Genomic DNA, 19,771 nt, shown 5'->3' on the forward strand with positions numbered 1-19,771 from the left:
TCGCTCCCATGGCGCACAAGCCCGTGGCTCAAAGCAGGCATGCAAGCGACCAGATAACCCTGACAGAACCACGCAAGCCCACGGAGGGATAATCGAAGGCTGTCGATTTCATCCCCACAAACTTCCCGCCATGACCACGACATCCATTCGCCAAGAAGACCTGATCGAATCCATCGCTGGTGCGCTGCAGTACATCAGCTACTACCACCCCACCGACTACATCGCCCACCTGGCCCGCGCCTACGAGCGCGAAAAGAGCCCAGCGGCCAAGGACGCGATCGCCCAGATCCTCACCAACAGCAAGATGAGCGCCACTGGCCACCGCCCCATCTGCCAGGACACCGGCATCGTCAACGTGTTCCTGAAGGTGGGTATGGATGTGCGCTGGGAAGGTTTTACCGGCAGCCTGGATGACGCCATCAACGAAGGCGTACGCCGTGGCTACAACCACCCCGACAACACGCTGCGCGCCTCGGTCGTGGCCGACCCGCAGTTCGCCCGTAAGAACACCAAGGACAACACCCCCGCCGTGATCTTCACCGAGATCGTGCCCGGCAACACCGTGGACATCACCGTGGCGGCCAAGGGCGGCGGCTCGGAGAACAAGTCCAAGATGTACATGCTGAACCCCGGCGACAACGTGGTGGACTGGGTGCTCAAGACCGTGCCCACCATGGGCGCTGGCTGGTGCCCGCCCGGCATGCTGGGCATCGGCATTGGCGGCACGGCTGAAAAAGCAGTGCTCATGGCCAAGGAAAGTCTGATGGACGACCTGGACATGTACGAACTGCAGGCCAAGCAAGCCAGCGGGGCCGAACTCGACAATGTCGAAAAGCTGCGCCTGGAGTTGTATGAAAAGGTCAACGCCCTGGGCATCGGCGCGCAAGGCCTGGGCGGCCTGACCACCGTGCTGGACGTCAAGATCAAGATGTACCCCACGCACGCGGCCAGCAAGCCGATTGCGATGATCCCCAACTGCGCCGCCACGCGCCACGCCCACTTCGTGATGGACGGCTCGGGCCCCGTGTACCTCACGCCCCCCAGCCTGGACCTGTGGCCCAACGTGGAATGGGCGCCCGACTACAACAAGAGCAAGAAGGTCAACCTCGACACCCTGACCAAGGAAGAAGTCGCCAGCTGGAAGCCCGGCGACACGCTGCTGCTCAACGGCAAGATGCTGACCGGCCGCGATGCCGCGCACAAGCGCATCCAGGACATGCTGGCCAAGGGCGAAAAGCTGCCTGTGGACTTCACCAACCGCATCATTTACTACGTGGGCCCTGTGGACCCGGTGAAGGGCGAGGCCGTGGGCCCCGCAGGCCCGACCACCGCCACACGCATGGATGGCTTCACAGAGATGATGCTGGCCCAGACCGGCCTGATCGCCATGGTGGGCAAGGCCGAGCGCGGCCCGGTTGCCATTGAAGCCATCAAGAAGCACAAGTCGGCCTACCTCATGGCCGTAGGCGGCGCCGCCTACCTGGTCTCCAAAGCCATCAAGACCGCCAAGGTGGTGGGCTTCGAAGACCTCGGCATGGAAGCCATTTATGAATTCGAAGTGGTGGACATGCCGGTGACCGTGGCCGTGGACTCTGGCGGCACCAGCGCCCACATCACCGGCCCGGCCGAATGGCAAAAGCGCATTGCCTCGGGCGAGTTCAAGGGCATTGAAGTGGCTGCAGGCTGACACGCACAGACGGCCAAGTGCTCTTGCCTGGCGCATGGCCGTATCTTGAAAAGCCGCCTTCGGGCCAATGCCAGTCAGTTAAGAGCTGACTGGCATTTTTTTCGTTGGGAATTTGGAAGCGCGTTTTTTGACGACCCTTGGGAAGCTGCGCCCAGTGCGGCGTGGCCGCAGCACGAAGTGTCGCGATTGCGCCAACAGGGCTGCCAACTGCTTGGGCAAGGTGCCGGCAGAGTCCAGGCTGGGGACCGCCAGTAAGTTCACGATGGCGTAGCTGGCCGTATGGAAGCTGATGCGCTGGGGCTCGACCTGGACGTGCACTGCCATCTCGCGCATCCAGCGGCGCAGCAGCGTGTAGGCGATCAGCACGCCCCACAGCTCCTGGCGCACCAGCGCGGGCTGCTTGCTGCGCAGCACCGGCTCACCCTCCTGCAGGGTCTGCTTGATCTCCCGGAACCCCAACTCGATCTCCCAGCGCTGGTGGTAGAGCTCGGCCAGCTCCTGCGCCGGATGCGTGCGGGGACACAGCAAGGATGTGATGAAGCGGCGCAGCCGTCCACCCACGCTCACCTCGATCAGGCGTGCCTGCCAGTGGCTGGGCAGATGCGGGTGTGCCTTGCGCGCTTGTGGGGACACCGGCATGCGGATCAGCGCATCGCCGCACGCCAGTTGCTGGACGATCTCATGGCGCAGATTGTCCCGCGCGCGCATCAACCAGTGGCGCTGCGTACCCGCAGCCTGCCAGTCCAACAAGAACGCTGCCGAGAAGTACGCCCGGTCAAACAGGGTCACCGAGTGATCCTCGCCGCGCAACTGCGCTGCCAGGCTCAATTCGCCGCAGTCCATGGCGCCGAGCTTGGCATCAAGCATCTCGTGGCTGTGTGTGTCCATCAGGCAAGTGGCGCGGATCTGCGGCCAGGGCGAGAGGCCATGCTGGTTGCTGCAGCTGCCCAGTTCGACTCGATTCTCAGGGGTGTCCGGGGCCGACCAGACCACACCATCCACAGCCAGTACGCGCAGTGGCTGGCGCACATTCACCGCAGGACGGCTCCAGGCTTGGGTCAGTAGAGCGAACAGCTCGGCCAAAGGCTCCTCGCCCAGGCGCTGGCGGGCTTGCACGCTGACGCTCGGTGCGGGCGGCGCTTGTCCATCCAGGCTCAAATCCAGCTGCTGCACCACCTGCCACAGTGGCCGGTCGCGAAACAGCGCCAGTCCGATCACAAGCCACACGGCATGTTCGGCAGGCAGCTTGCGCCGGCGGATGGAGGCCTTGCCGCTGGTCCCCAGCGCCTGTGCGATCCAGGTGGGGTCTATCAACGCGCTGAGCTGCTCGAGGCGATCAGGTACTCGGGGCAGGGTCTGGCGCAAGGCGTTTGCAAGCAGGCTCATCAAGCAAAAAAGGGAACGTGTTGAACACGCTCCCTTTTACTGGATCAAGCCGCCTGCGGGCTTAACTGACTGGCATTGGCCTTCGGGCGGTTTTTTCATTTCTGCATAGTGACTGACATCCTGATTCAAGCTGGCGTTTCCGCGCAGGCTCCTCGTCTTTCCTACAATCCCGGTTTTCCCACTGCCAGAGCTTGGTTCACGATGCCGCAGGCTTCTTCTCCCATCGGTGTATTTGACAGCGGCGTCGGCGGGCTGAGCGTGCTGCGAGCGCTGTTGGCAGCCCTGCCCCACGAACGTTTTGTGTACCTGGCCGATAGCGCCAACGCCCCTTATGGCGAGCGCGGCGACGCTTTTGTGGCGGCACGCACCCACGCCATCACCCAGTACCTGCGTGAGCAACACGACATCAAAGCGCTGGTGGTGGCCTGCAACACCGCCACGGCGGCGGCCATCCATGAAGTGCGCAGTAGCCATCCCGACCTGCTCCTGGTGGGGCTGGAGCCCGCTATCAAATCGGCTCTGGCAGTCACAAAGACTGGGCATGTGGGCGTGATCGGCACCCGCGGTACGCTCACCAGTGCCAAATTTGGCAAGCTGATGGCTTCATTGGCCGATCAAGCCCATTTTGTGGTGCAACCCTGCGATGGGCTCGCACACGCCATCGAACGCAGCGTGGCATTGCCTGTAGCCCCAGCCTCCTACCCAGTTGAAAGCACTGAAACGGGCGCATTGTGCAAACGTTATGTGAATGCCATGGGTGCCTTTGGTACAGCGCCAGGGGAAATGGATACCTTGGTTCTGGGCTGTACCCACTATATTTTCGTAGCCCACGAGTTGCGCACGCTGGTGGGCCCAGACGTGCAGTTCATAGAAACCGGTGAACCTGTTGCTCGCCAAACCAAGCGCCTGCTCGACGCTGCAGGCTTGTTGCAAACAGCAGGCTCCGCTGGCGGCAACCTCTCCGAGGAAAGTGCGGACGTTACTCCTTCCGTACTCCTGCTGACCACAGGCCCAGTGGCCATGATGGAAGCGGCTGCCAAGCGTTGGCTAAACCTGCCAACGGAACACTGCCGGTCCGTATCAGTGCGCTGAAAAATATAGATAAAAAGTGGCTCAAGCGCTTGATGAATAAGCGCCACAAGCTATTAACTTTATAGCAATCAACCAACAAATTCAAACAAGCTCATCGCCCCACAACCGGGCACCTGCGTGGTCCATGTGTGTGAGGTACAGGCGCAGGTCAAACTCGTACTGGTGATACTGCGGCTCCATGTGGCTGCACAACTGGTAAAACGCCTTGTCGTGGTTCTTTTCACGCAGGTGAGCCAATTCGTGGACCACGATCATGCGCAGAAACTCATCAGGAGCCTGCTTGAACATCGAGGCGATGCGAATCTCATGCTTGGCCGCAAGGCGGCTTCCTTGCACCCGCGAGACCGCAGTGTGCAAGCCCAAGGCATTGCGCACCACGTGGATCTTGTTGTCAAAAAGCACCTTGTTGACCGTACCAGCGTTGCGCAAGTAACGAGTCTTCAGCTCTTGTACGTAGTCGTACAAGGCCTTGTCGCTGCGTACGCTGTGGGGCTGGGGATACTTGCGCAGCAGCACGTTTGCCAGTTGCCCCTGCTCCAACAAATCGCGTGCCTGCTCCTGCAGCGCCACAGGGTAGGCGCGCAGATACGGAAGATCAGAAGCCATGGATGACTAAAAACAATGGCAGCGCCCTGGAACATTGCGCAGGCAGGCCATTTTTGTGAAAGGCCTTACCCGAGCGCCCAAAACGCCCGCGTCTTTTCACCTGCAGCCAGGGTCTCAATGCAGATGGCGGGGGCGACGACCACCGCCGTGCCCACTGCCAGAGCCACCAGGGCCCCTTGGGGGCTTGCCAATTTCCAGCGAATTCACCAACGCATCAAAACGCTGCGTGAACAGCTTGTCGATCTCGGCGACCACGCCACCCAGCTCAGCGCCATCAAAGTGGCGCTCCATCATGTTCACCACGTCTTGCACCAGCAGATCGCGCTGCACTTGCATGATGGCAGCCGGTGTGGGCCCAACAAAAAGCATCACAAAATCGTCGCGGGATTCGGCGCCGTCTTGACCGTCCTCTTCTTCAAACTCTGCGTCGTAGAAGGTCACCTCCAAGGCAGCTCCTGTTTCGCAAAGCTCGTTGAGGTTCATGCACATCTCGTCGAGTGTCTGGCGAAAATCTTCATCGCCCCGCACGGTCCAGCAAATCTGCAGAAGGTGCTCTTTAGGGTCGAACTTGATGCCAGGTTCTTCTTCATAGGCACTGGTAGCGCCGTCAGCGAGAGAACGCGCTCCTGCATATTTCCACAAAGGCTTCAAGGCATCCTGCAGTTGCTCGAAACTGGCATCTGCCCGCAACTGCACCTGCCCGTGGACATGAATTTCGAAGGGAGCGTTATAACTTGACATGATTGAATCGTAATGGTGCCCCGAGCCGGGGTCGAACCGGCACGCCCCTTTTCAGGAAGCGGCGGATTTTAAGCCTGAGCATGTGTTCCGCACCGGGTAATGCTGGGCTTGGATACAGCTTGCTATGGCGGGTTTTCCTTCGAGGCCAAGCCTTAGATCATATCCCGGTGCGCGACGCAAACCGCCCCGGTTCTCCTTCGCTTGGCTCTTGGCCGGCTCCTGGAAATCGGGGCCTTTCAGGAGCACATCATGGCGAAGATCAAACTAACCAAGACCGCGGTTGACGCTGCACAACCAAAGACCTGCGACGTGGAACTCCGGGATACGATCGTTCCGGGCTTCTTGTGCAAGGTTACACCAGCAGGCCGCAAGGTGTTCATGCTTCAGTACCGCACGAACTCCGGTGTGCGGCGCAAGCCGGCGCTCGGCCAGTTCGGCGAGCTGACTGTCGAACAGGCACGGTCGCTGGCGCAAGATTGGCTGGCCGAAGTCCGGCGCGGCGGCGACCCCGGACACGACAAGGCCGAGGCCCGCAAGGCGCCGACGGTCAAAGAGCTGTGCGGCCGGTTCATGGAAGACCACTCCAAGCCGCACAACAAGCCGAGCACGCAGGACGGCTACCAGTACCAAATCGACAGCTTCGTCATCCCTGCCTTCGGCAGCAAGAAGGTTCACGAGGTCACGCGCCACGACATCACCGCGCTGATGAAGCGCATGGAGAAGTCCCCCACGCAGGCCAACCGCGTGCTGTCGCTCGCTCGCAAGATGTTCAACCTGTCAGAGCTGTGGGGCTACCGGCCCGACGGCTCGAACCCATGCCGCCACGTACCCAAGTACCCGGAGAAAGGCTCGACCCGCCTCATCACCGACGAGCAGATGGTCAGCCTGTTCGCCTACCTCGACAAGGCCGAGGCCGAGAAGTTGGAGCATCCGATCTACCTGCTGGCCGTCCGGCTGCAATTCGAGTTCGCGGCGCGCATGTCGGAGATCCTGCTGTTGCAGTGGGATTGGCTCGATCTGCCCAACGGCCGAGTCGTCTGGCCGGACAGCAAGACGGGCGATATGTCCAAGCCGTTGAGCGAGGAAGCCCGCCGACTACTGACGAACGCGCCGCGGTACGGCAAGTCGCCTTACGTCTGCCCGGCCATCCTCGATCACGACAAGGCGCTCGGTCCCCATTCCTACTACCAAGCATGGCGGCGCATCCTCGATCGCGCTGGCGTGCCGAAGGTCGGCACCCACGGCATCCGCCATCGCTCGGCGACCGATATTGCCAATTCGGGCATCCCGGTCAAGGTCGGCATGGCGCTGACGGCGCACAAGACCGTGGCGATGTTCATGCGCTACGTCCACACCGAGGATGACCCTGTGCGCAAGGCCGCCGAACTGGTGGCGAACCGCCGCAAGTCGGTTGTCAGCGCACGCCAGGAACCGGAACAGGTGGCCGCATGACCGGCGGCCAGCATCCCGCCCTGTCTGCTCCGATTGTCGTGACGGTGACACGACAATCGGGTGGGTTACTCCTTCAGCTTGGGAGCCATACCGGGGACTGGAAAAGTGTACCCGTTTCGGGTATAGTTTGGAGGTCGAGATGATGTGCATCCTTAAGCGGAAGGATTTTGCTCGGTGGCAGACGGGCGAGAAGCTGCCCGATGCCGCCTTGTGCAAGGCGGTCACGGAGATGGAAAGCGGTCTGATCGACGCGGACTTGGGCGGCTCCCTCTACAAGAAGCGGGTGGCCCGCCCCGGTGGCGGCAAGAGCGGCGGCTATCGCACGTTGCTGTCGGCCAGGATTGGCGACCGCTATGTGTTCCTGCATGGGTTCCCCAAGAGCGACAAGGCGAACATCACGCAGGACGAGAAGAAGGCGCTGCAATTCGCAGGCAAGGTGTTTCTGGAACTGTCTGCCGAGGCCTTGTCGAAGGCGTTGCAGTCGGGTGTTTTAGTGGAGGTGCATTGTGAGCAAGATCATTGAATCGTTGCGCGGCGACCTGGCGGCGCTCCACGAAGCGGGAGCGATCGGCAAGGTGACGATGCGCGAGTTCGACGCGATCTGCCCGCCGCCGGTGCGGGAGTTTGGCGCGGCGGATATCAAGCGCCTGCGCGAAACCTTGAAGTTCAGTCAGCCGGTGTTCGCACTCCACCTGCATACGTCGGCCTCGACCGTGCGCAAGTGGGAGCAAGGTGAAACTCACCCCACCGGCCCGGCGCTCAAGCTGCTCAACGTCATCGCTGACAAGGGCTTGCAAGCCATCATCTGATACCTATTCGTATCTACTGACCGCGGCTGCCATCAGTGTTTCGAAAAGGGATACCGATTCTTAATGTTGGCATTGAAGTACGTCCCTTTGGAGTCCGCGTTCATAAGCCCAGCATGCTCGCCCTCAGGAACCCCTGAGTATTCGTACACAGATCCATTATTGAACTCTATTTCTAGTATCTGGCTGTCGGCATCATAGCCAATGGAGCTGATGTTGCTTGAAGTGACTGGGGCGCGTTCCATAGTGTCGTCTCCTTCGGTTGAAAATTAGGTTTCTGAATCCACTGCCTGTTCTGTACCAGCATTGGGATCTTGCTTGCGCCAAGCCTCGACTAGAGGCTTGTAATTTTCATCTTTAACAGGTTCGGTCCATCCGCCAGACCTTATACGCTTGCCGCCTTCCCCCTTGGGCACAACGACCATAGGATCGTCACTTTCCGGGCGCCGACCCTCAGGTGGACGGTCAATGATTGCCCTTATTGGCATATTGACGGCTTCGCCCACGATCAATGCCTCACCAGTTCGGAGAACTGGAAGCATTGAAAAGAGCCCTTTGAGATTGTCCGATGCGCAGGATGTGACTTGGGATCGATCAGAATCGTTGGTTAAACGCAAGGCGACAACCGTACCGCATTGAGAAAGAATTGTGGTATCCACTTCGGATGGCCGTTGGCTAACTAACATCAAGCCAACGCCGTATTTCCGCCCCTCTTTCGCTATGCGTCGCGCTGCAATTGCAGCTCTATTCTTTGACTGAGGACCAAGGTATACATGAGCCTCTTCAAGAACGACGAGAAGAGGCCGCTCTCTACCACCTTCTTGCTTATTTCTACCCCAAAAGATTGCGTCATACAAAATTCGCAACACGGCCCCTACCAAGTCATCCACAACAGCGGTAGGAATACCTGATAAATCGAAAACAGAGATTGGCTTATCTGCGCCTATCCACGCCTCAAGCAACGCGTCAAGATCAGCGGCCGTTGTTCCGTCTTTGTCGGGTGCCCACTGGCCGGGACGAAACAGAAACTGCATGCGAGGATCTCGAAGTTTGCTTTCCAAACTATCAAGGTGGCCACGCGGTAAGTCACCGTAGATTCCCGCATACACCTTGTCAGGATCATTCTTTTCGTCTTTGAGCGGACGAAACCTCGGACGAACAAGTTGGTCGCCATCGCCAACTGCTTTGACTGGGGGCGCGCCTTCCTCGATATATGTGCGCGTAGCCTCAGTCTGGTTTTGGTTCTTACTTACGCTGTGGGTCGCGCAATGTAGCGAATACAAATCATGCCAGAGTTGGTAAACAGAGAACGGCAGCGGGGTGTCAATCGTGACCGTGAGATCTGGCAGGCCATGTGCAACACCTGCTGCCTTTGACGAGCGCTTGCTTGATAGCAGTTTCTCTTGCAGCAAGGTCAGAGGCGTCCCTGAGGCTGCCCCCATCGTTATGGAAATGAATTCCTCGGCCGTTAGCGCCCAAAATGGGACATGCAGCTCGCGCTCACCTATGGTCGTATCGGCTCCGACTCTAAATACCTTGGCTTGATCGCCAAAAGCCTTTGCGTACTCCCCGTGGAGGTCAAACAGTACGACGCGTGCAGACTTGAAGCGTGCTTGGTCAGAAACTGCTCCCAATAGATTTGCAACGGCATTCGACTTTCCGGAGCCGGTGCTCCCAACAACAGCCGAGTGACGAGTAACAAGGCGATTCATGTCCAGGTACGCACGGATTGATTCGGCACTCGCAACGCGTCCTATGGCGACGTATCCATCATCATCCCCCGGCGCGTACACAGTTTTCAAATCCGACTCAGTGACTACGTGAACCGAGTCGCCGATAGAGGGATACTGCGCTATGCCTCGTTCAAACTTTGTTCCCCTTCTCCCTTGGCCAACAAGTTCAACTCTGAGCCACCGATTGCCGAGCTGAGGAGCAAGCTCGGGCGGCCCAGGTGCAGCTCCGGCACCGACCTGAGATATCACTCCATACAGATCGACATATCCTGATGGAATACGAACAAACCCTCCAACTTGTCCAACACGGTATGCTTCCCCGTTAACAAAAAGAAGGCCGCCAGGCGTGCTCTCTGAGAGCTTCACGCTCACACTCGAACCGTTGACATCTTCAACGGTTCCAAGCCGTGATGGGTCTGGGTTACCCGGCTGGTTGTGCATCGTGAGTGCCCCCGCCGCAAAGCTGTTCAAGAAAAAGGCCAAAGTAGTGGAAATCGCCTAAACGGCTGCGTGGTTGCTGCTCTTTGGAACCATCCTCAACCTCGGTCTCTTCTTCAGTGAGCCAAGGGGTGTGCTCATTGCCACCAATGGTTCCAGGTCGATATCGGCCTACTCGTGTTCCTACGACCGCTCCATCCCAAGCAAGAACGGTGAGATTGCTTTGCTTTACTGCATAGTCCACAGCTCTAGAGTGCTGTCCAAGCCCTGAATACATCAGCGCGAAGCACTGGGCATTGCGATTCCCTCTCAACCCATCAAGCAAGACTTCATTCAAGTGATCGTCAAGAAAAGAATATCCACACACCACTAACCTAGGGGCATCTTTCCCATGGAAGAAGGCTCTTAGTCGATCAAGCATCGCAAGGTATGGCATGCGACGGCTTTGGTCATATTTGAGATGAGATGGAAAGATCATGACCTTACCCGCCTCTGCCTCACGGGTCACACGAACGACGCGGGTTACCTTCGCCCCATTTACGATCTCTTCGCTCTTCTCCCAATTGATTGATCCGTGGAGCTTCCACAACCTCGTCCATCTGGAGGGGATAACGTCGTGCTCGATCGAGGCCAAATCAAACCAGGGCTTGTGCGAACCAACAAATCCGTCGAAGTGTGGGAGCGGGTGCTGCTCAAATGCCTGCTCGAAGAGAACATCGTAGTTGGGAGTAAATATTTCAGCAGGTGAGCTTCGGTATACCCCGCCGATCCAAGACGCAAAACGGTTGTACGCGTTGCGATACACGGGCAATGGCTTCCGTATTTCCGTTGCGATTAACGCGCAAACTTTCTCGTCAAGGTCGCTCAAGTCCTTTTTCGTCATCCCCAAAATTTCCGCACTTCCTCGGCGATTCGCCAAAGTACGCAATTCCGTCAGCACGTCTTCTACGGTAGGGTCTTTGCCATCTGCTGGTTTGCATTCTTCACACAATGCGTCCCAGTGTTTCTTGAACTTCGACGTAGCTCCAGATGCTTCATCTGCCGACAACAGCCCACCAGCAATACGCTTCGTCAATTCCACAACCGCTGGAATCAGCACGATGCTACTTTTTCCTTCGGCATCGTAGACACCTAGAGGGCAGCCAGCCCCAAGGAAACAACCTATGCGCTGCTTGTCGTCTTGAAGTACCAGCCGAAGATTTCGTGCCTGCTGCGCTGCGTCGTGTATGGCGGGTAAAGGCGTTGTTTTTGCAGGCACAACATCAGCAGGTGATGGGACTGGCGCATCACTCGTATTTGAATTTTGAGTCACGGCTTTCAGCTTCCTTGTTCTTCATCATTTGGGCCGGGCAGAGCCACCAGGCTCAGGCCTTCGATTTCCTGCAGTGACTTACCTGCTATGCCTTGCAGATCCCCATACATACCAACAGTGGCGCCCATCACACGTTCGATCTGCTCCTCACGCTTCGCCCATTGCTTCATGATGGCCTTTCGTTCTTTATCTAGGTCTTGCTGCATCGAGGAGAATGCTTCAACGATCGCTTCCACGCGATGACGGAATCGCGGTCCCGTTAGGTACTGATAAACCATTTCGGTCTTGGTTTGCTGACCCTCGCTGACCTGCCTAGTCATGCTCACCTGAAGCAGAGTGTGGCGGAGTATCGTTGCTACTGGCAGAACCGCCCGTGGGCTGGTTACCCAAACACCATCAATAACATCAAAAGTTTCTATGCCTTTTGGCAATACCTGACTCACGAGAACCGACACCTCCGCTTTGGCAGTTCGCTGATCATCGCGCAACTTGGAGAGCCAGCCGTCGCTCCAATTCTTGGTTCGCTTTGACTCCCAGAGTATTTCGCCGCTTGGTTGTCCAGTTTGGCTGATCACACGTTGCAGCACGTCACCACCGAACTCTCCCTTTGCAACAGGCTCGATAGAGTCAAATGGGAATTTCGCGCGCAGCAGGTTTTCAAGATCCATTTCCTGGACTTCGCCCTGCAGTTGCTGAGAGCCTTGCTCTGCCTTTTGCTTCAATTCCTCGATCTTCTGTTGCATCGACGCGATGGTTTGATCTTTCTCCATTACCTTGAGCTTCAAACCATCTTCGGCCTCTCGCCGTGCCATAGCGCGCACTTCGGTCAAGCCCTCTTGAACACGTTTCTCAACAGTCAATTCCAGTTCGCGTTTGGCATCGTCGAGTTCGCGCTGCTTCTTGATCAAGTCAGCCTGCGCCTTTTGGGCTTCGGCCAACTTCTCATCGCGTGACTTCAACACCTCCTGAAGCTCAACTAGCTCACGTGCTTTCGCGTCCAACTCTGCCGCACTCGCGAGCTTCGCTTTCTTGGCTTCATCAGCTATGACTCGTGCGCGCTCGGTCTTTAGTTGTGCTGCAACCTGATCTGCAACTTGGTCATCAAGAGCGCGTTTTTCCTCGGCAACCTGTTTTTCCTTTTCCCGCAGGCTTTGTTCGCGCTTGGCGAAATCTAAGTCTTTTTGTGCGATTTGTTGTTCGTACTGCTGACGTGTCGCAGCAATAAGCGGAGCTGCAAGGGATTCTGTTAACCGAATTTCGGTCTTGCAGTTTGGGCAAATGATCGTTGGCTCTGTCATCGCGAGTCCTGATAGATATTTCGCATACTCATGGAGACTTGCGCTTCAGCGGAGAAGCGACACGATTCAGATCGAAAGGCAAAGCCTTATCGGTCGCGATGCGTGTTAGCAGCATGCGAATCGCATCCGAAATCGACAACCCCATTCCGGATAAGACATTGCTGGCTTCCTCCTTGATCTCTTTGTCAATCCGGGCGCGAACGACATCACTGCTTGCCATGAAACAGACTCTAAAAAAGTGTAGCCACATCGTAGCCCATTTGTGCCATCGTGTAACCAATCCGCGGGGGCGTCCCGGCGTACCGCCGTCGGGTTCGCGGGCTTGCGCCCCGCGCCTCGTCCCGAGTCGCGGCCATCCGGCGTTGACCCCTGACGCCTTCGGCCCTCGCGGGCCTGCGCGCTCCGCTTGCCAACGGCGGGGCTGCGAGGGTGTGGCTGTGGGGCGGTCTTGCTGTTCCCTTCGCCGTCGAATGCTTCCCGCATGAAGCCCCAACAGGCTTACCGGACGGGGCGCCTGGCGCACCTGAAACGCGAGGTGTTCGCCCAGGTGTTCAACGCGCCGATTGCGGCCAATCAACCGTGCGTCTTCGTCGAACCCGGCGTGATCGAGCAGTTGCAGACGATGACGGCGGCGAACTGATCGCGCCTGGTTTCATCCGGTGCGCTGCCCTGCGGGGCGGCGCACCTTTTTTCTGCTGTGTCCTGGTGCCGGGACTTCGCGCCTGCGGCGCTGCGCGCTGCGCTTGCACTCCAAGGGAAGTGCCTTCGGCACATCCCCGCCGCGCTTCGCTTGGCGCCCCTGCAAGACCGCCGCCCCGGCTGCGCCGGCGCGGCAACACCGAAACCGTGGCAGTTCATCGCTCGGTACGGAAGATCCACGCTGCATCTTCGCTTTTGCATGGGCGTCCCCGGCCAAGAAACATGGCCGGTCGCGCTGTCATGCGCGTGGCGCATCGAGCCGCCTGCGGCGTCTCGCCCCTGACGGGCTTCCATCGTTCCCTCGCTCCGCTCGGCTGACGCCTCCGGCCCGGCTTCCAGCTTCGGGCCTGCGCGCTTCGCTTGCCGTGCGGTCTGCACATCGAGGCGGCCGTTGCCATGTCCAGCCGTCTTCCCTGACTCCATCACCTTGTCCGCGACTGTAGCCCGCGGCCGGGGGCCGTCAAGGCGCGCAGGGCCGTGTCCTCGGCTGCGCCTGCGGGCCGCACCAACCCTGCGCTTGTCTCCTTGACGGCCCCCGTCCGCGCGCTCCTGACCGTCGCGGGCGATGAACTCAGGAAAGACGGTGGCAACAGGGCCAACCGGGTTCCTCGTGCCGACCGCACCGAACAGCCGAAAGGCTGGGCTCCGAATCTAGGAATCCGGTGTGCGGTGAACAGCAAACCCTTTTTTCTTTGTCAGGAGAAATGCCATGCAACTCGCATCCCGCTTCGCTTCCCGTTCCCCGGTGCTGCGTTCGGAACGTCCCTTGTCCGATGACCAAATCCGGGCCGTGGCCCCGTCCATCTTCGCGGAGGCCCCGCACGAAAGCCGCTCGGAACGCTACAGCTACATCCCCACCGCCACCGTGCTGCAGGAACTGCGCGGGGAAGGCTTCGAGCCTTTCATGGTGACGCAAACCCGCGTGCGCCATGACGACCGCCGCGACTACACCAAGCACATGATCCGGCTGCGCCACGCCAGCCAGATCAACGGCCGCGAGGCCAACGAAATCATCCTGCTGAACTCCCATGACGGCACCAGCAGCTATCAGATGCTGGCCGGAATGTTCCGCTTCGTTTGCAGCAATGGCCTTGTCTGCGGCGACACCGTGGCCGACGTGCGCGTGCCGCACAAGGGCGACGTAGCCGGGCACGTCATCGAAGGCGCTTACGAAGTCCTGCACGGCTTCGATCGGGCGCAGGAATCCCGCGATGCTATGCGCGCCATCACGCTGGACGCCGGGGAATCGGAAGTGTTCGCCCGTGCTGCGCTGGCGTTGAAGTACGACGAGGACAGGCCCGCGCCCATCACGGAATCGCAAATCCTGATGCCGCGCCGCCATGACGACGACCGCCGCGACCTGTGGAGCGTGTTCAACCGCACGCAGGAGAACTTGACCAAAGGCGGCCTGTCCGCCCGCGCCGCGAATGGCCGCCGCCAGACCACCCGACCCGTGCAGGGCATCGACCAGAACGTGCGCCTGAACCGCGCCCTGTGGCTGCTGGCCGATGGCCTGCGCCAGTTGAAAGCCTGAATCCCACGCGGCAGGGGCAGGCAGCAGCCCTTGCCGTTTCTCTCGCTGCTGCATCCCAACCGCAAGGAGTCATCACCATGAACGCCGTACTCAAAACCGAAGCCGTCGCCATCGAAGCCGCCGCACCGCTGGAAGTGGCCGACCCGACCAAGAACCTGATCTTGGTTCCCCTCTCGCAGTTGCTGCCGCGCCGCTCCAAGCGCAACGTCCGCACGACCCCGCGCCAGTCCATCCCCGAACTGGCCGCGAGCATTGCCCGCATCGGCCTGCTGCAAAACCTGATCGTCATCCTGTCCGCCGATGGGGAGCAATACGAAGTCGTCGCAGGCGACCGCCGCCTGACCGCCTTGAAGCTGCTGGCGAAGAAGAAGCGCATCCCCGCCGACTACGAAGTGCCGTGCCTGCTGGTGGCCGATGCTTCGGCCCGCACCGTCAGCCTCGCGGAGAACGTGCAGCGCGAGAACATGCACCCCGCCGACCAGTTCGCGGCCTTCGCCGCGCTGGTCAAGGAAGGACGCCTCGTCGAGGACATTGCCGCCGACTTCGGCGTGTCCCCGCTGGTGGTGCAGCGCCGCTTGAAGCTGGCGAATGTCTCGCCGCGCCTCATGGCCGACTATCGCGCCGGTGGCGTGACGCTGGAACAGTTGATGGCCTTGACCATCACCGACGACCACGCCGCGCAGGAAGCCGCGTTCTTTGGTGCGCCGGAATGGCAGCGCAGCCCGTCCAAGCTGCGCGAGCGCCTGACCGAGCGTGAAATCGACGCCACGCATGCGCTGGTGCGCTTCGTCGGGCTGGACGCCTACACGGCGGCAGGCGGCGGCATCCGCCGCGACCTGTTCGCCGAGGGCGATGCCGGAACCTACCTCACCGATACCGCAGTGCTGGAAACGCTGGTGCGCGACAAGCTGGCAACACTGGCCGAGGACGTGCGCGCCGAGGGCTGGGCGTGGGTGGAGGCCGTGCCGCATCTGGCCTACGAAGAACGGCAGGCGTTCCAGAACGCCCCGCGCAACCGCCGCGAGCCGACCACCCGCGAGGCCCGCCGCATCGCCTCGCTGGAAAACCGCCTTGAAAAGATCGACGCCGAACTGGAAGACGCGAGCGACGCCGAGGACGAGGCCAAGGCCGAGAAACTGGAACAGCGGCGCGATCAGGTGATCGGGGAACTGCAAGACGCGGAGGACGCCTTGCGAGGCTATGCGCCCGAGGTGCGCAAGGTGGCCGGTGCCATCGTCACCATCGACCGCAACGGTGAGGCCGTCATTCATCGCGGCCTGCTGCGCGAAGCCGAGGCGAAGGCGCTGCGCACGCTGGAAAAGCTGCGGCGCGGTTTCGGCAGTACCGAAGGCGAAGCCGCCAACGACGAGCACGAGGACGCCGACGACGCGCCCAAGGCCGCGAGCCTGTCCGACCGGCTGGCGCAGCGGTTGAGCGCCCATCGCACGGCGGCGCTGCAAATCGAAGTCGCCCGGCATCCGCAGGTCGCGCTGGCCGCGCTGGTGCATGGCATGGTGCAGACCGTCTTGCAGCCCGACGCCTACGGCGACGGCCTGCCGCTCGGCGTGCGCCTCACTGCGCAAGACCGGCTGGAAGGCATGGCCCCGGACTGGCCGGAATCGCCCGCCGCCGTGGCGCTGCGCGAACTGCAACAGGTGGTAGGCGAAGCCTTGCCGGAGGACAGCGCCGAACTGTTCGCCGCGTTGCTGGCGAAGTCGCAAGACGAACTGGTGCGGCTGCTGGCCGTGTGCGTGGCTTCCACGGTGGACGTGGTGACGCCCCGTGCCGTGCCGCACCAGCCCGGCAAGGAACTGGCGCAGGCCGTGGGCCTCGACATGGCCGCATGGTGGAAGCCGACCGCAGAAGGCTACTTCAAGCACGTTTCCAAGGCTGTGATTCTGGATGCCGTGAGCGCGTTTGCACCGGAATCCATCACCCGGCTGGCGAAGCTCAAGAAGGCCGACATTGCCAGCGAGGCCGAGCGGCTGGCCGATGGCACCGGCTGGATGCCCGCCATCTTCAAGGCCGAAGGCCCGCAGGAGGCCGCGCAGGAAGAAGGCCCGGAGCAGGACGCCCCGGAGGATACCGAGGCACTGGCCGCTTGACCCGCGCCGAAGGCAAGCGCCCCGGCCTCGACCGGGGCGCTTCGCTTTGTGTGGTGGCGCATCGAGACGAAGGAATAACCGCGATCAGCACCGCGCCCAGGCCGTTCCGCCCTGGGCGCGGTGGACGCGAAATCCGGGTGCGACAGTGACCGCGCCCAGTGTTCAAGGCCAATAGTCGAATCAAAACGCCGCCGCCTTCGCGCTGGCTCAGGCGGCGGCGTTGAAGGCATCGCTGTAGTGCGCGATGCCTTCCGGCACTGTCCCATGCAGGGCCAGCGCCATGAAATAGCCGGGCGGCACGCCCGGCAGTTGCAAGCGCGCATGGGCCTGGAAGCCAAAGCGCGTGTAGAGTACGTTGGATCGCCCAGCAGCACGCAGCCTGCGGCCTGCATAGCCCGCAGTTCAGACAGCGCCTGTTCCATCAGGCGCGAACCGATGCCTTGCCCCTGCCTTGGCGGCAGGACGGAGATCGGCCCCAACCCATACCAGCCCTCGGTCTTTCGCCCGTGCTCATGGGTGATCGTTACTGGCGACAGCGCGACGTGACCGACGACGCGCCCATGTTCTTCGGCCACGATGGAAAGCGTCAGTTCGTTGGCGGCACGCAAGGCGCGCACGATGAATTGCTCGGTGTGGCTGGTGTGTGGTGCATCAGCGAACGCGGCGATGGTCACGGCCTCGATGGCGGCAATGTCGTCCGGGGTTTCGTGTCGGAGCTGGAGGGTCATGGGCTTGTCTTCGATTGCTTCCTGAAAATATAGAACGGCCTGGGCGTGTCGGCGCACAGCGCCGCCGGGCTTTCGGGCTGCGCCCCGTGCCGCCTTTGCCGTCACGGCCATTCGGCTTCAATCCCTCACGCCTTCGCGCCTGCGGCGCTGCGCGCTTCGCTTGCCTCCAGGGGAAAGTCCTGCGGGCTATCCCCGCCGCGCGATGCTTGGCGCCCCTCGATGCGGCCGAATCGGCCCGTCCAGCGCCCCGCCGCGATGGACGGGCGCTGGCGAACACGCTGGCGCTCGCTGCGACAGGTTGTGCAGGTGCGTGCCGTCCTCAACGCTGGCGGTTCCTGCCCATCACGTCACGAAGGACGGTTCACGGACAACCCGCCCGGCATCGCTATGGAGCTTCCACGCCACGCCTCAAGAGCGGCGCCGCAAGGTGCGGCGGGGGCGTTCTCGCTTGTCGTCGGGTGGTTGACCTGGCCCGCGTCAGTGGGCGAGCCGGAGAAGCCTTCATGCGGGGATGCCGAGTCGGCCCCATCTCCTTTCGGAGCGGTCCGGCCCAAGGCGTCCTTGTCTCGTTGTGAATCCTGGCGGGGGCGCGGCTGCGCCTCGGGCTTATGGCTGCAACCGTCCGGCGAAAACAATTTCCCCTGCGCTGCGCGCATTCCTCGCGGGCCAAATTCTTTTCGCCTCCCGGCTCTCCACTGCGTTGCGACCGCAAGCGGTGCAGCCAGCCCGCCCCCCGCCGGCCGGATCACAACAAGGACGCGATGGGCGCGAACCTTGTTCAACCGAAAGGAAAAAACATCATGGCCAACATCGGCACCTTCACCACCGACAAAGACGGCTTCACCGGCACGCTGCGCACCCTGACGCTCAACGTCAAGGTCAAGCTGGTTCCCAACGACAAGGGCAGCAGCGAGAACGCTCCCGACTTCCGCCTCCAGGCCGCTGGCCACGACATCGGCGCGGCGTGGAACAAGACCAGCGAGGCCGGGCGGGAATACAAGTCCGTGACCCTCGACGATCCTTCGTTCCCGGCTCCGGTCTATGCCCGCCTGATCGAAGGCGAGGACGGCACGCACGACCTGATTTGGTCGCGCAGCAAGCCCCAGGCGGCGTGACCGCCGCAGCGCCCCGCCCATCGCGGCGGGGCGCTGCGCTGCTAATAGCAGCACATCACCGCATCACGCGCGCGGCTTCGCCGTATCGCGTTCGCTCAACACCGCCTCCAGCTCCCGGCGCACCTGCGCCAGCAGCTCGTCGGCCTTGCGCGGGCTGTCGCCCGCAAAGGCCAGCGTCAGCAGCGTGAGCGGATGGATCTCCATCACCTCGCACAGCTCGGCCAGCTTATTCAGAGTCGGGCTCTTGAGGTCGCGCTCCAGGGTACTCATATAGGTGCGGCTGGACACGTCAGAGAAGGCTTCCTGGCTCAAGCCACGCGCCTTTCTGACTGTCTTCAACGCCTTCGCCAATGAGTTCCCAGCCGCCACCTATGGTTTCCTCTCAAAAACCAAGATGACATCCCATTGCACCCTATAGAGCTACAATCTATAGTGTTCATTTGGTGTTCTCCGTTTTTGTGCCTTTACGGAAATCCGCATCGGCGGGTTCCAGCAAAGCCACGCAAGCGCATCCGTGCTTGCGCACGAAGGCGTAAATCCGGTTTGGCGGTTCTGCGCTTCAACGTGAAACCGCATCCGTGCATCATTGGATTTGTGGGATTGCCGACCATGCCCCAGCCACTCGCCACCGTCCCGGAGCGCGCGCAACTGCTCGCCAACGGCGAGGCCCGCGCCGCTGGCCGGGCCATCGACCCGGTGCCTGTGGTGCGGCTGTTCACGCCGGACGCGCATGTGACCTGGCTGCTGGCCGCACTCGATCCCGCCGATGGCGATACCGCCTGGGGTCTCATCGACCTGGGAATCGGGATGCCGGCGCAGGGAACCGTCAAGCTGTCCGAGCTGGCCGGCATCGTCGGGCCGCGCCAGCAGCCCGTGCTGCGCGACCGCTATTTCCGCCCCACACGCACGCTATCGGAGTACACCCGGCTGGCCGAGCGCGACGGCGCGATCCCGGACTGAATACGGCCGACTGTGACTTTTTCAGTCTGGCGTCATACCGGGCAGGTCTTAATCAGCATTCTTGCAGCGTAGCCCCACC

At 61.0% G+C, this 19,771-nt stretch carries 18 protein-coding genes and 2 pseudogenes; 10 read left to right on the forward strand and 10 right to left on the reverse strand.

Going from position 1 to position 19,771, the window contains the following annotated elements; all coding sequences use genetic code 11:
- Window positions 1-130 precede the first annotated feature (130 nt).
- Window positions 131-1,687: a fumarate hydratase gene (locus BDD18_RS01810; protein ID WP_142081041.1), complete on the forward strand. Its 1,557-nt coding sequence runs from the start codon at window positions 131-133 to the stop codon at window positions 1,685-1,687.
- 78 nt (window positions 1,688-1,765) lie between these two features.
- Here BDD18_RS01810 and BDD18_RS01815 read toward each other — a convergent pair whose 3' ends face one another.
- Complete coding sequence (locus BDD18_RS01815) at window positions 1,766-3,073, reverse strand: IS4 family transposase (protein WP_142081043.1); 1,308 nt, start codon at window positions 3,071-3,073, stop codon at window positions 1,766-1,768.
- A 201-nt stretch (window positions 3,074-3,274) separates the two neighbouring features.
- On the opposite strand from BDD18_RS01815, the gene murI reads away from it, so the two are divergent.
- On the forward strand, window positions 3,275-4,165 hold the full coding sequence (gene murI / locus BDD18_RS01820) for a glutamate racemase (RefSeq protein ID WP_066696930.1): 891 nt from the start codon (window positions 3,275-3,277) through the stop codon (window positions 4,163-4,165).
- 81 nt (window positions 4,166-4,246) lie between these two features.
- On the opposite strand, the gene BDD18_RS01825 is transcribed toward murI, so the two are convergent.
- Together BDD18_RS01825 and BDD18_RS01830 are read right to left on the reverse strand one after the other, a co-directional pair.
- Window positions 4,247-4,771, reverse strand: coding sequence for a M48 metallopeptidase family protein (locus tag BDD18_RS01825; protein WP_067512151.1), 525 nt, complete (start codon window positions 4,769-4,771; stop codon window positions 4,247-4,249).
- 114 nt (window positions 4,772-4,885) lie between these two features.
- Entirely contained in the window at window positions 4,886-5,512 is a 627-nt protein-coding gene (locus tag BDD18_RS01830; protein ID WP_142081045.1) for a DUF6806 family protein, read from the reverse strand.
- A gap of 249 nt (window positions 5,513-5,761) precedes the next feature.
- Here BDD18_RS01830 and BDD18_RS01835 point away from each other — a divergent pair, with 249 nt between their 5' ends.
- The 3 genes from BDD18_RS01835 to BDD18_RS01845 all read left to right on the forward strand — a co-directional run bounded on the left by BDD18_RS01835 (window position 5,762) and on the right by BDD18_RS01845 (window position 7,773).
- Complete coding sequence (locus BDD18_RS01835; protein ID WP_142081047.1) at window positions 5,762-6,964, forward strand: tyrosine-type recombinase/integrase; 1,203 nt, start codon at window positions 5,762-5,764, stop codon at window positions 6,962-6,964.
- Window positions 6,965-7,103: 139 nt separating this feature from the next.
- Window positions 7,104-7,487: a type II toxin-antitoxin system RelE/ParE family toxin gene (locus BDD18_RS01840; RefSeq protein ID WP_142081049.1), complete on the forward strand. Its 384-nt coding sequence runs from the start codon at window positions 7,104-7,106 to the stop codon at window positions 7,485-7,487.
- Window positions 7,471-7,773, forward strand: a complete 303-nt coding sequence (locus BDD18_RS01845; protein ID WP_142081050.1) for a helix-turn-helix domain-containing protein — start codon at window positions 7,471-7,473, stop codon at window positions 7,771-7,773. The genes BDD18_RS01840 and BDD18_RS01845 overlap by 17 nt, the downstream gene beginning before the upstream one ends.
- 32 nt (window positions 7,774-7,805) lie before the next feature.
- Here BDD18_RS01845 and BDD18_RS01850 read toward each other — a convergent pair whose 3' ends face one another.
- From BDD18_RS01850 to BDD18_RS01870, 5 genes are read right to left on the reverse strand one after another with little or no spacing between them, the layout of a single operon-like run.
- Window positions 7,806-8,015 (reverse strand): KTSC domain-containing protein, encoded by a 210-nt coding sequence (locus BDD18_RS01850; protein WP_142081052.1) that lies wholly within the window; start codon window positions 8,013-8,015, stop codon window positions 7,806-7,808.
- A 24-nt stretch (window positions 8,016-8,039) separates the two neighbouring features.
- A complete protein-coding gene (locus tag BDD18_RS01855; protein ID WP_211360638.1) occupies window positions 8,040-9,974 on the reverse strand; it encodes an ATP-binding protein in 1,935 nt (644 codons plus the stop codon).
- Entirely contained in the window at window positions 9,925-11,253 is a 1,329-nt protein-coding gene (locus BDD18_RS01860) for an SIR2 family protein (RefSeq protein WP_211360650.1), read from the reverse strand. Before BDD18_RS01860 ends, BDD18_RS01855 begins: the two co-directional genes overlap by 50 nt.
- A 5-nt stretch (window positions 11,254-11,258) precedes the next feature.
- On the reverse strand, window positions 11,259-12,551 hold the full coding sequence (locus tag BDD18_RS01865) for a DUF2130 domain-containing protein (protein ID WP_142081054.1): 1,293 nt from the start codon (window positions 12,549-12,551) through the stop codon (window positions 11,259-11,261).
- 28 nt (window positions 12,552-12,579) lie between these two features.
- Window positions 12,580-12,771, reverse strand: a complete 192-nt coding sequence (locus BDD18_RS01870) for a type II toxin-antitoxin system RelB/DinJ family antitoxin (protein ID WP_094098537.1) — start codon at window positions 12,769-12,771, stop codon at window positions 12,580-12,582.
- Window positions 12,772-13,029: 258 nt separating this feature from the next.
- Between BDD18_RS01870 and BDD18_RS01875 the strand changes: the two are divergent.
- The 3 genes and pseudogenes from BDD18_RS01875 to BDD18_RS01890 form a co-directional block, all read left to right on the forward strand.
- Window positions 13,030-13,191, forward strand: a pseudogene (locus tag BDD18_RS01875) (ATPase); the annotation flags it as partial.
- Between the two features lie 768 nt (window positions 13,192-13,959).
- Window positions 13,960-14,784 carry a DUF932 domain-containing protein gene (locus BDD18_RS01885; RefSeq protein ID WP_142081058.1) on the forward strand — a complete coding sequence of 275 codons (825 nt, stop codon included), beginning with the start codon at window positions 13,960-13,962 and terminating at the stop codon, window positions 14,782-14,784.
- A gap of 77 nt (window positions 14,785-14,861) precedes the next feature.
- Complete coding sequence (locus BDD18_RS01890) at window positions 14,862-16,889, forward strand: ParB/RepB/Spo0J family partition protein (protein WP_142081060.1); 2,028 nt, start codon at window positions 14,862-14,864, stop codon at window positions 16,887-16,889.
- 207 nt (window positions 16,890-17,096) lie between these two features.
- Here the strand turns inward: BDD18_RS01890 and BDD18_RS01895 are convergent.
- Window positions 17,097-17,617, reverse strand: a pseudogene (locus tag BDD18_RS01895) (GNAT family N-acetyltransferase).
- 800 nt (window positions 17,618-18,417) lie between these two features.
- Here BDD18_RS01895 and BDD18_RS01900 point away from each other — a divergent pair.
- The gene (locus BDD18_RS01900) at window positions 18,418-18,732 is read left to right on the forward strand and encodes a DUF736 domain-containing protein (RefSeq protein WP_003107092.1); all 315 of its coding nucleotides are present in this window, start codon (window positions 18,418-18,420) and stop codon (window positions 18,730-18,732) included.
- Between the two features lie 63 nt (window positions 18,733-18,795).
- On the opposite strand, the gene BDD18_RS01905 is transcribed toward BDD18_RS01900, so the two are convergent.
- Entirely contained in the window at window positions 18,796-19,101 is a 306-nt protein-coding gene (locus BDD18_RS01905) for a helix-turn-helix domain-containing protein (RefSeq protein ID WP_142081062.1), read from the reverse strand.
- A gap of 240 nt (window positions 19,102-19,341) precedes the next feature.
- Here BDD18_RS01905 and BDD18_RS01910 point away from each other — a divergent pair, with 240 nt between their 5' ends.
- Window positions 19,342-19,692, forward strand: a complete 351-nt coding sequence (locus tag BDD18_RS01910) for a DUF2958 domain-containing protein (RefSeq protein WP_034008069.1) — start codon at window positions 19,342-19,344, stop codon at window positions 19,690-19,692.
- Window positions 19,693-19,771: the final 79 nt, after the last annotated feature.

Origin of the sequence: Acidovorax temperans, assembly GCF_006716905.1 — a bacterium.
In the GTDB taxonomy this organism is placed as follows: domain Bacteria; phylum Pseudomonadota; class Gammaproteobacteria; order Burkholderiales; family Burkholderiaceae_C; genus Acidovorax; species Acidovorax temperans.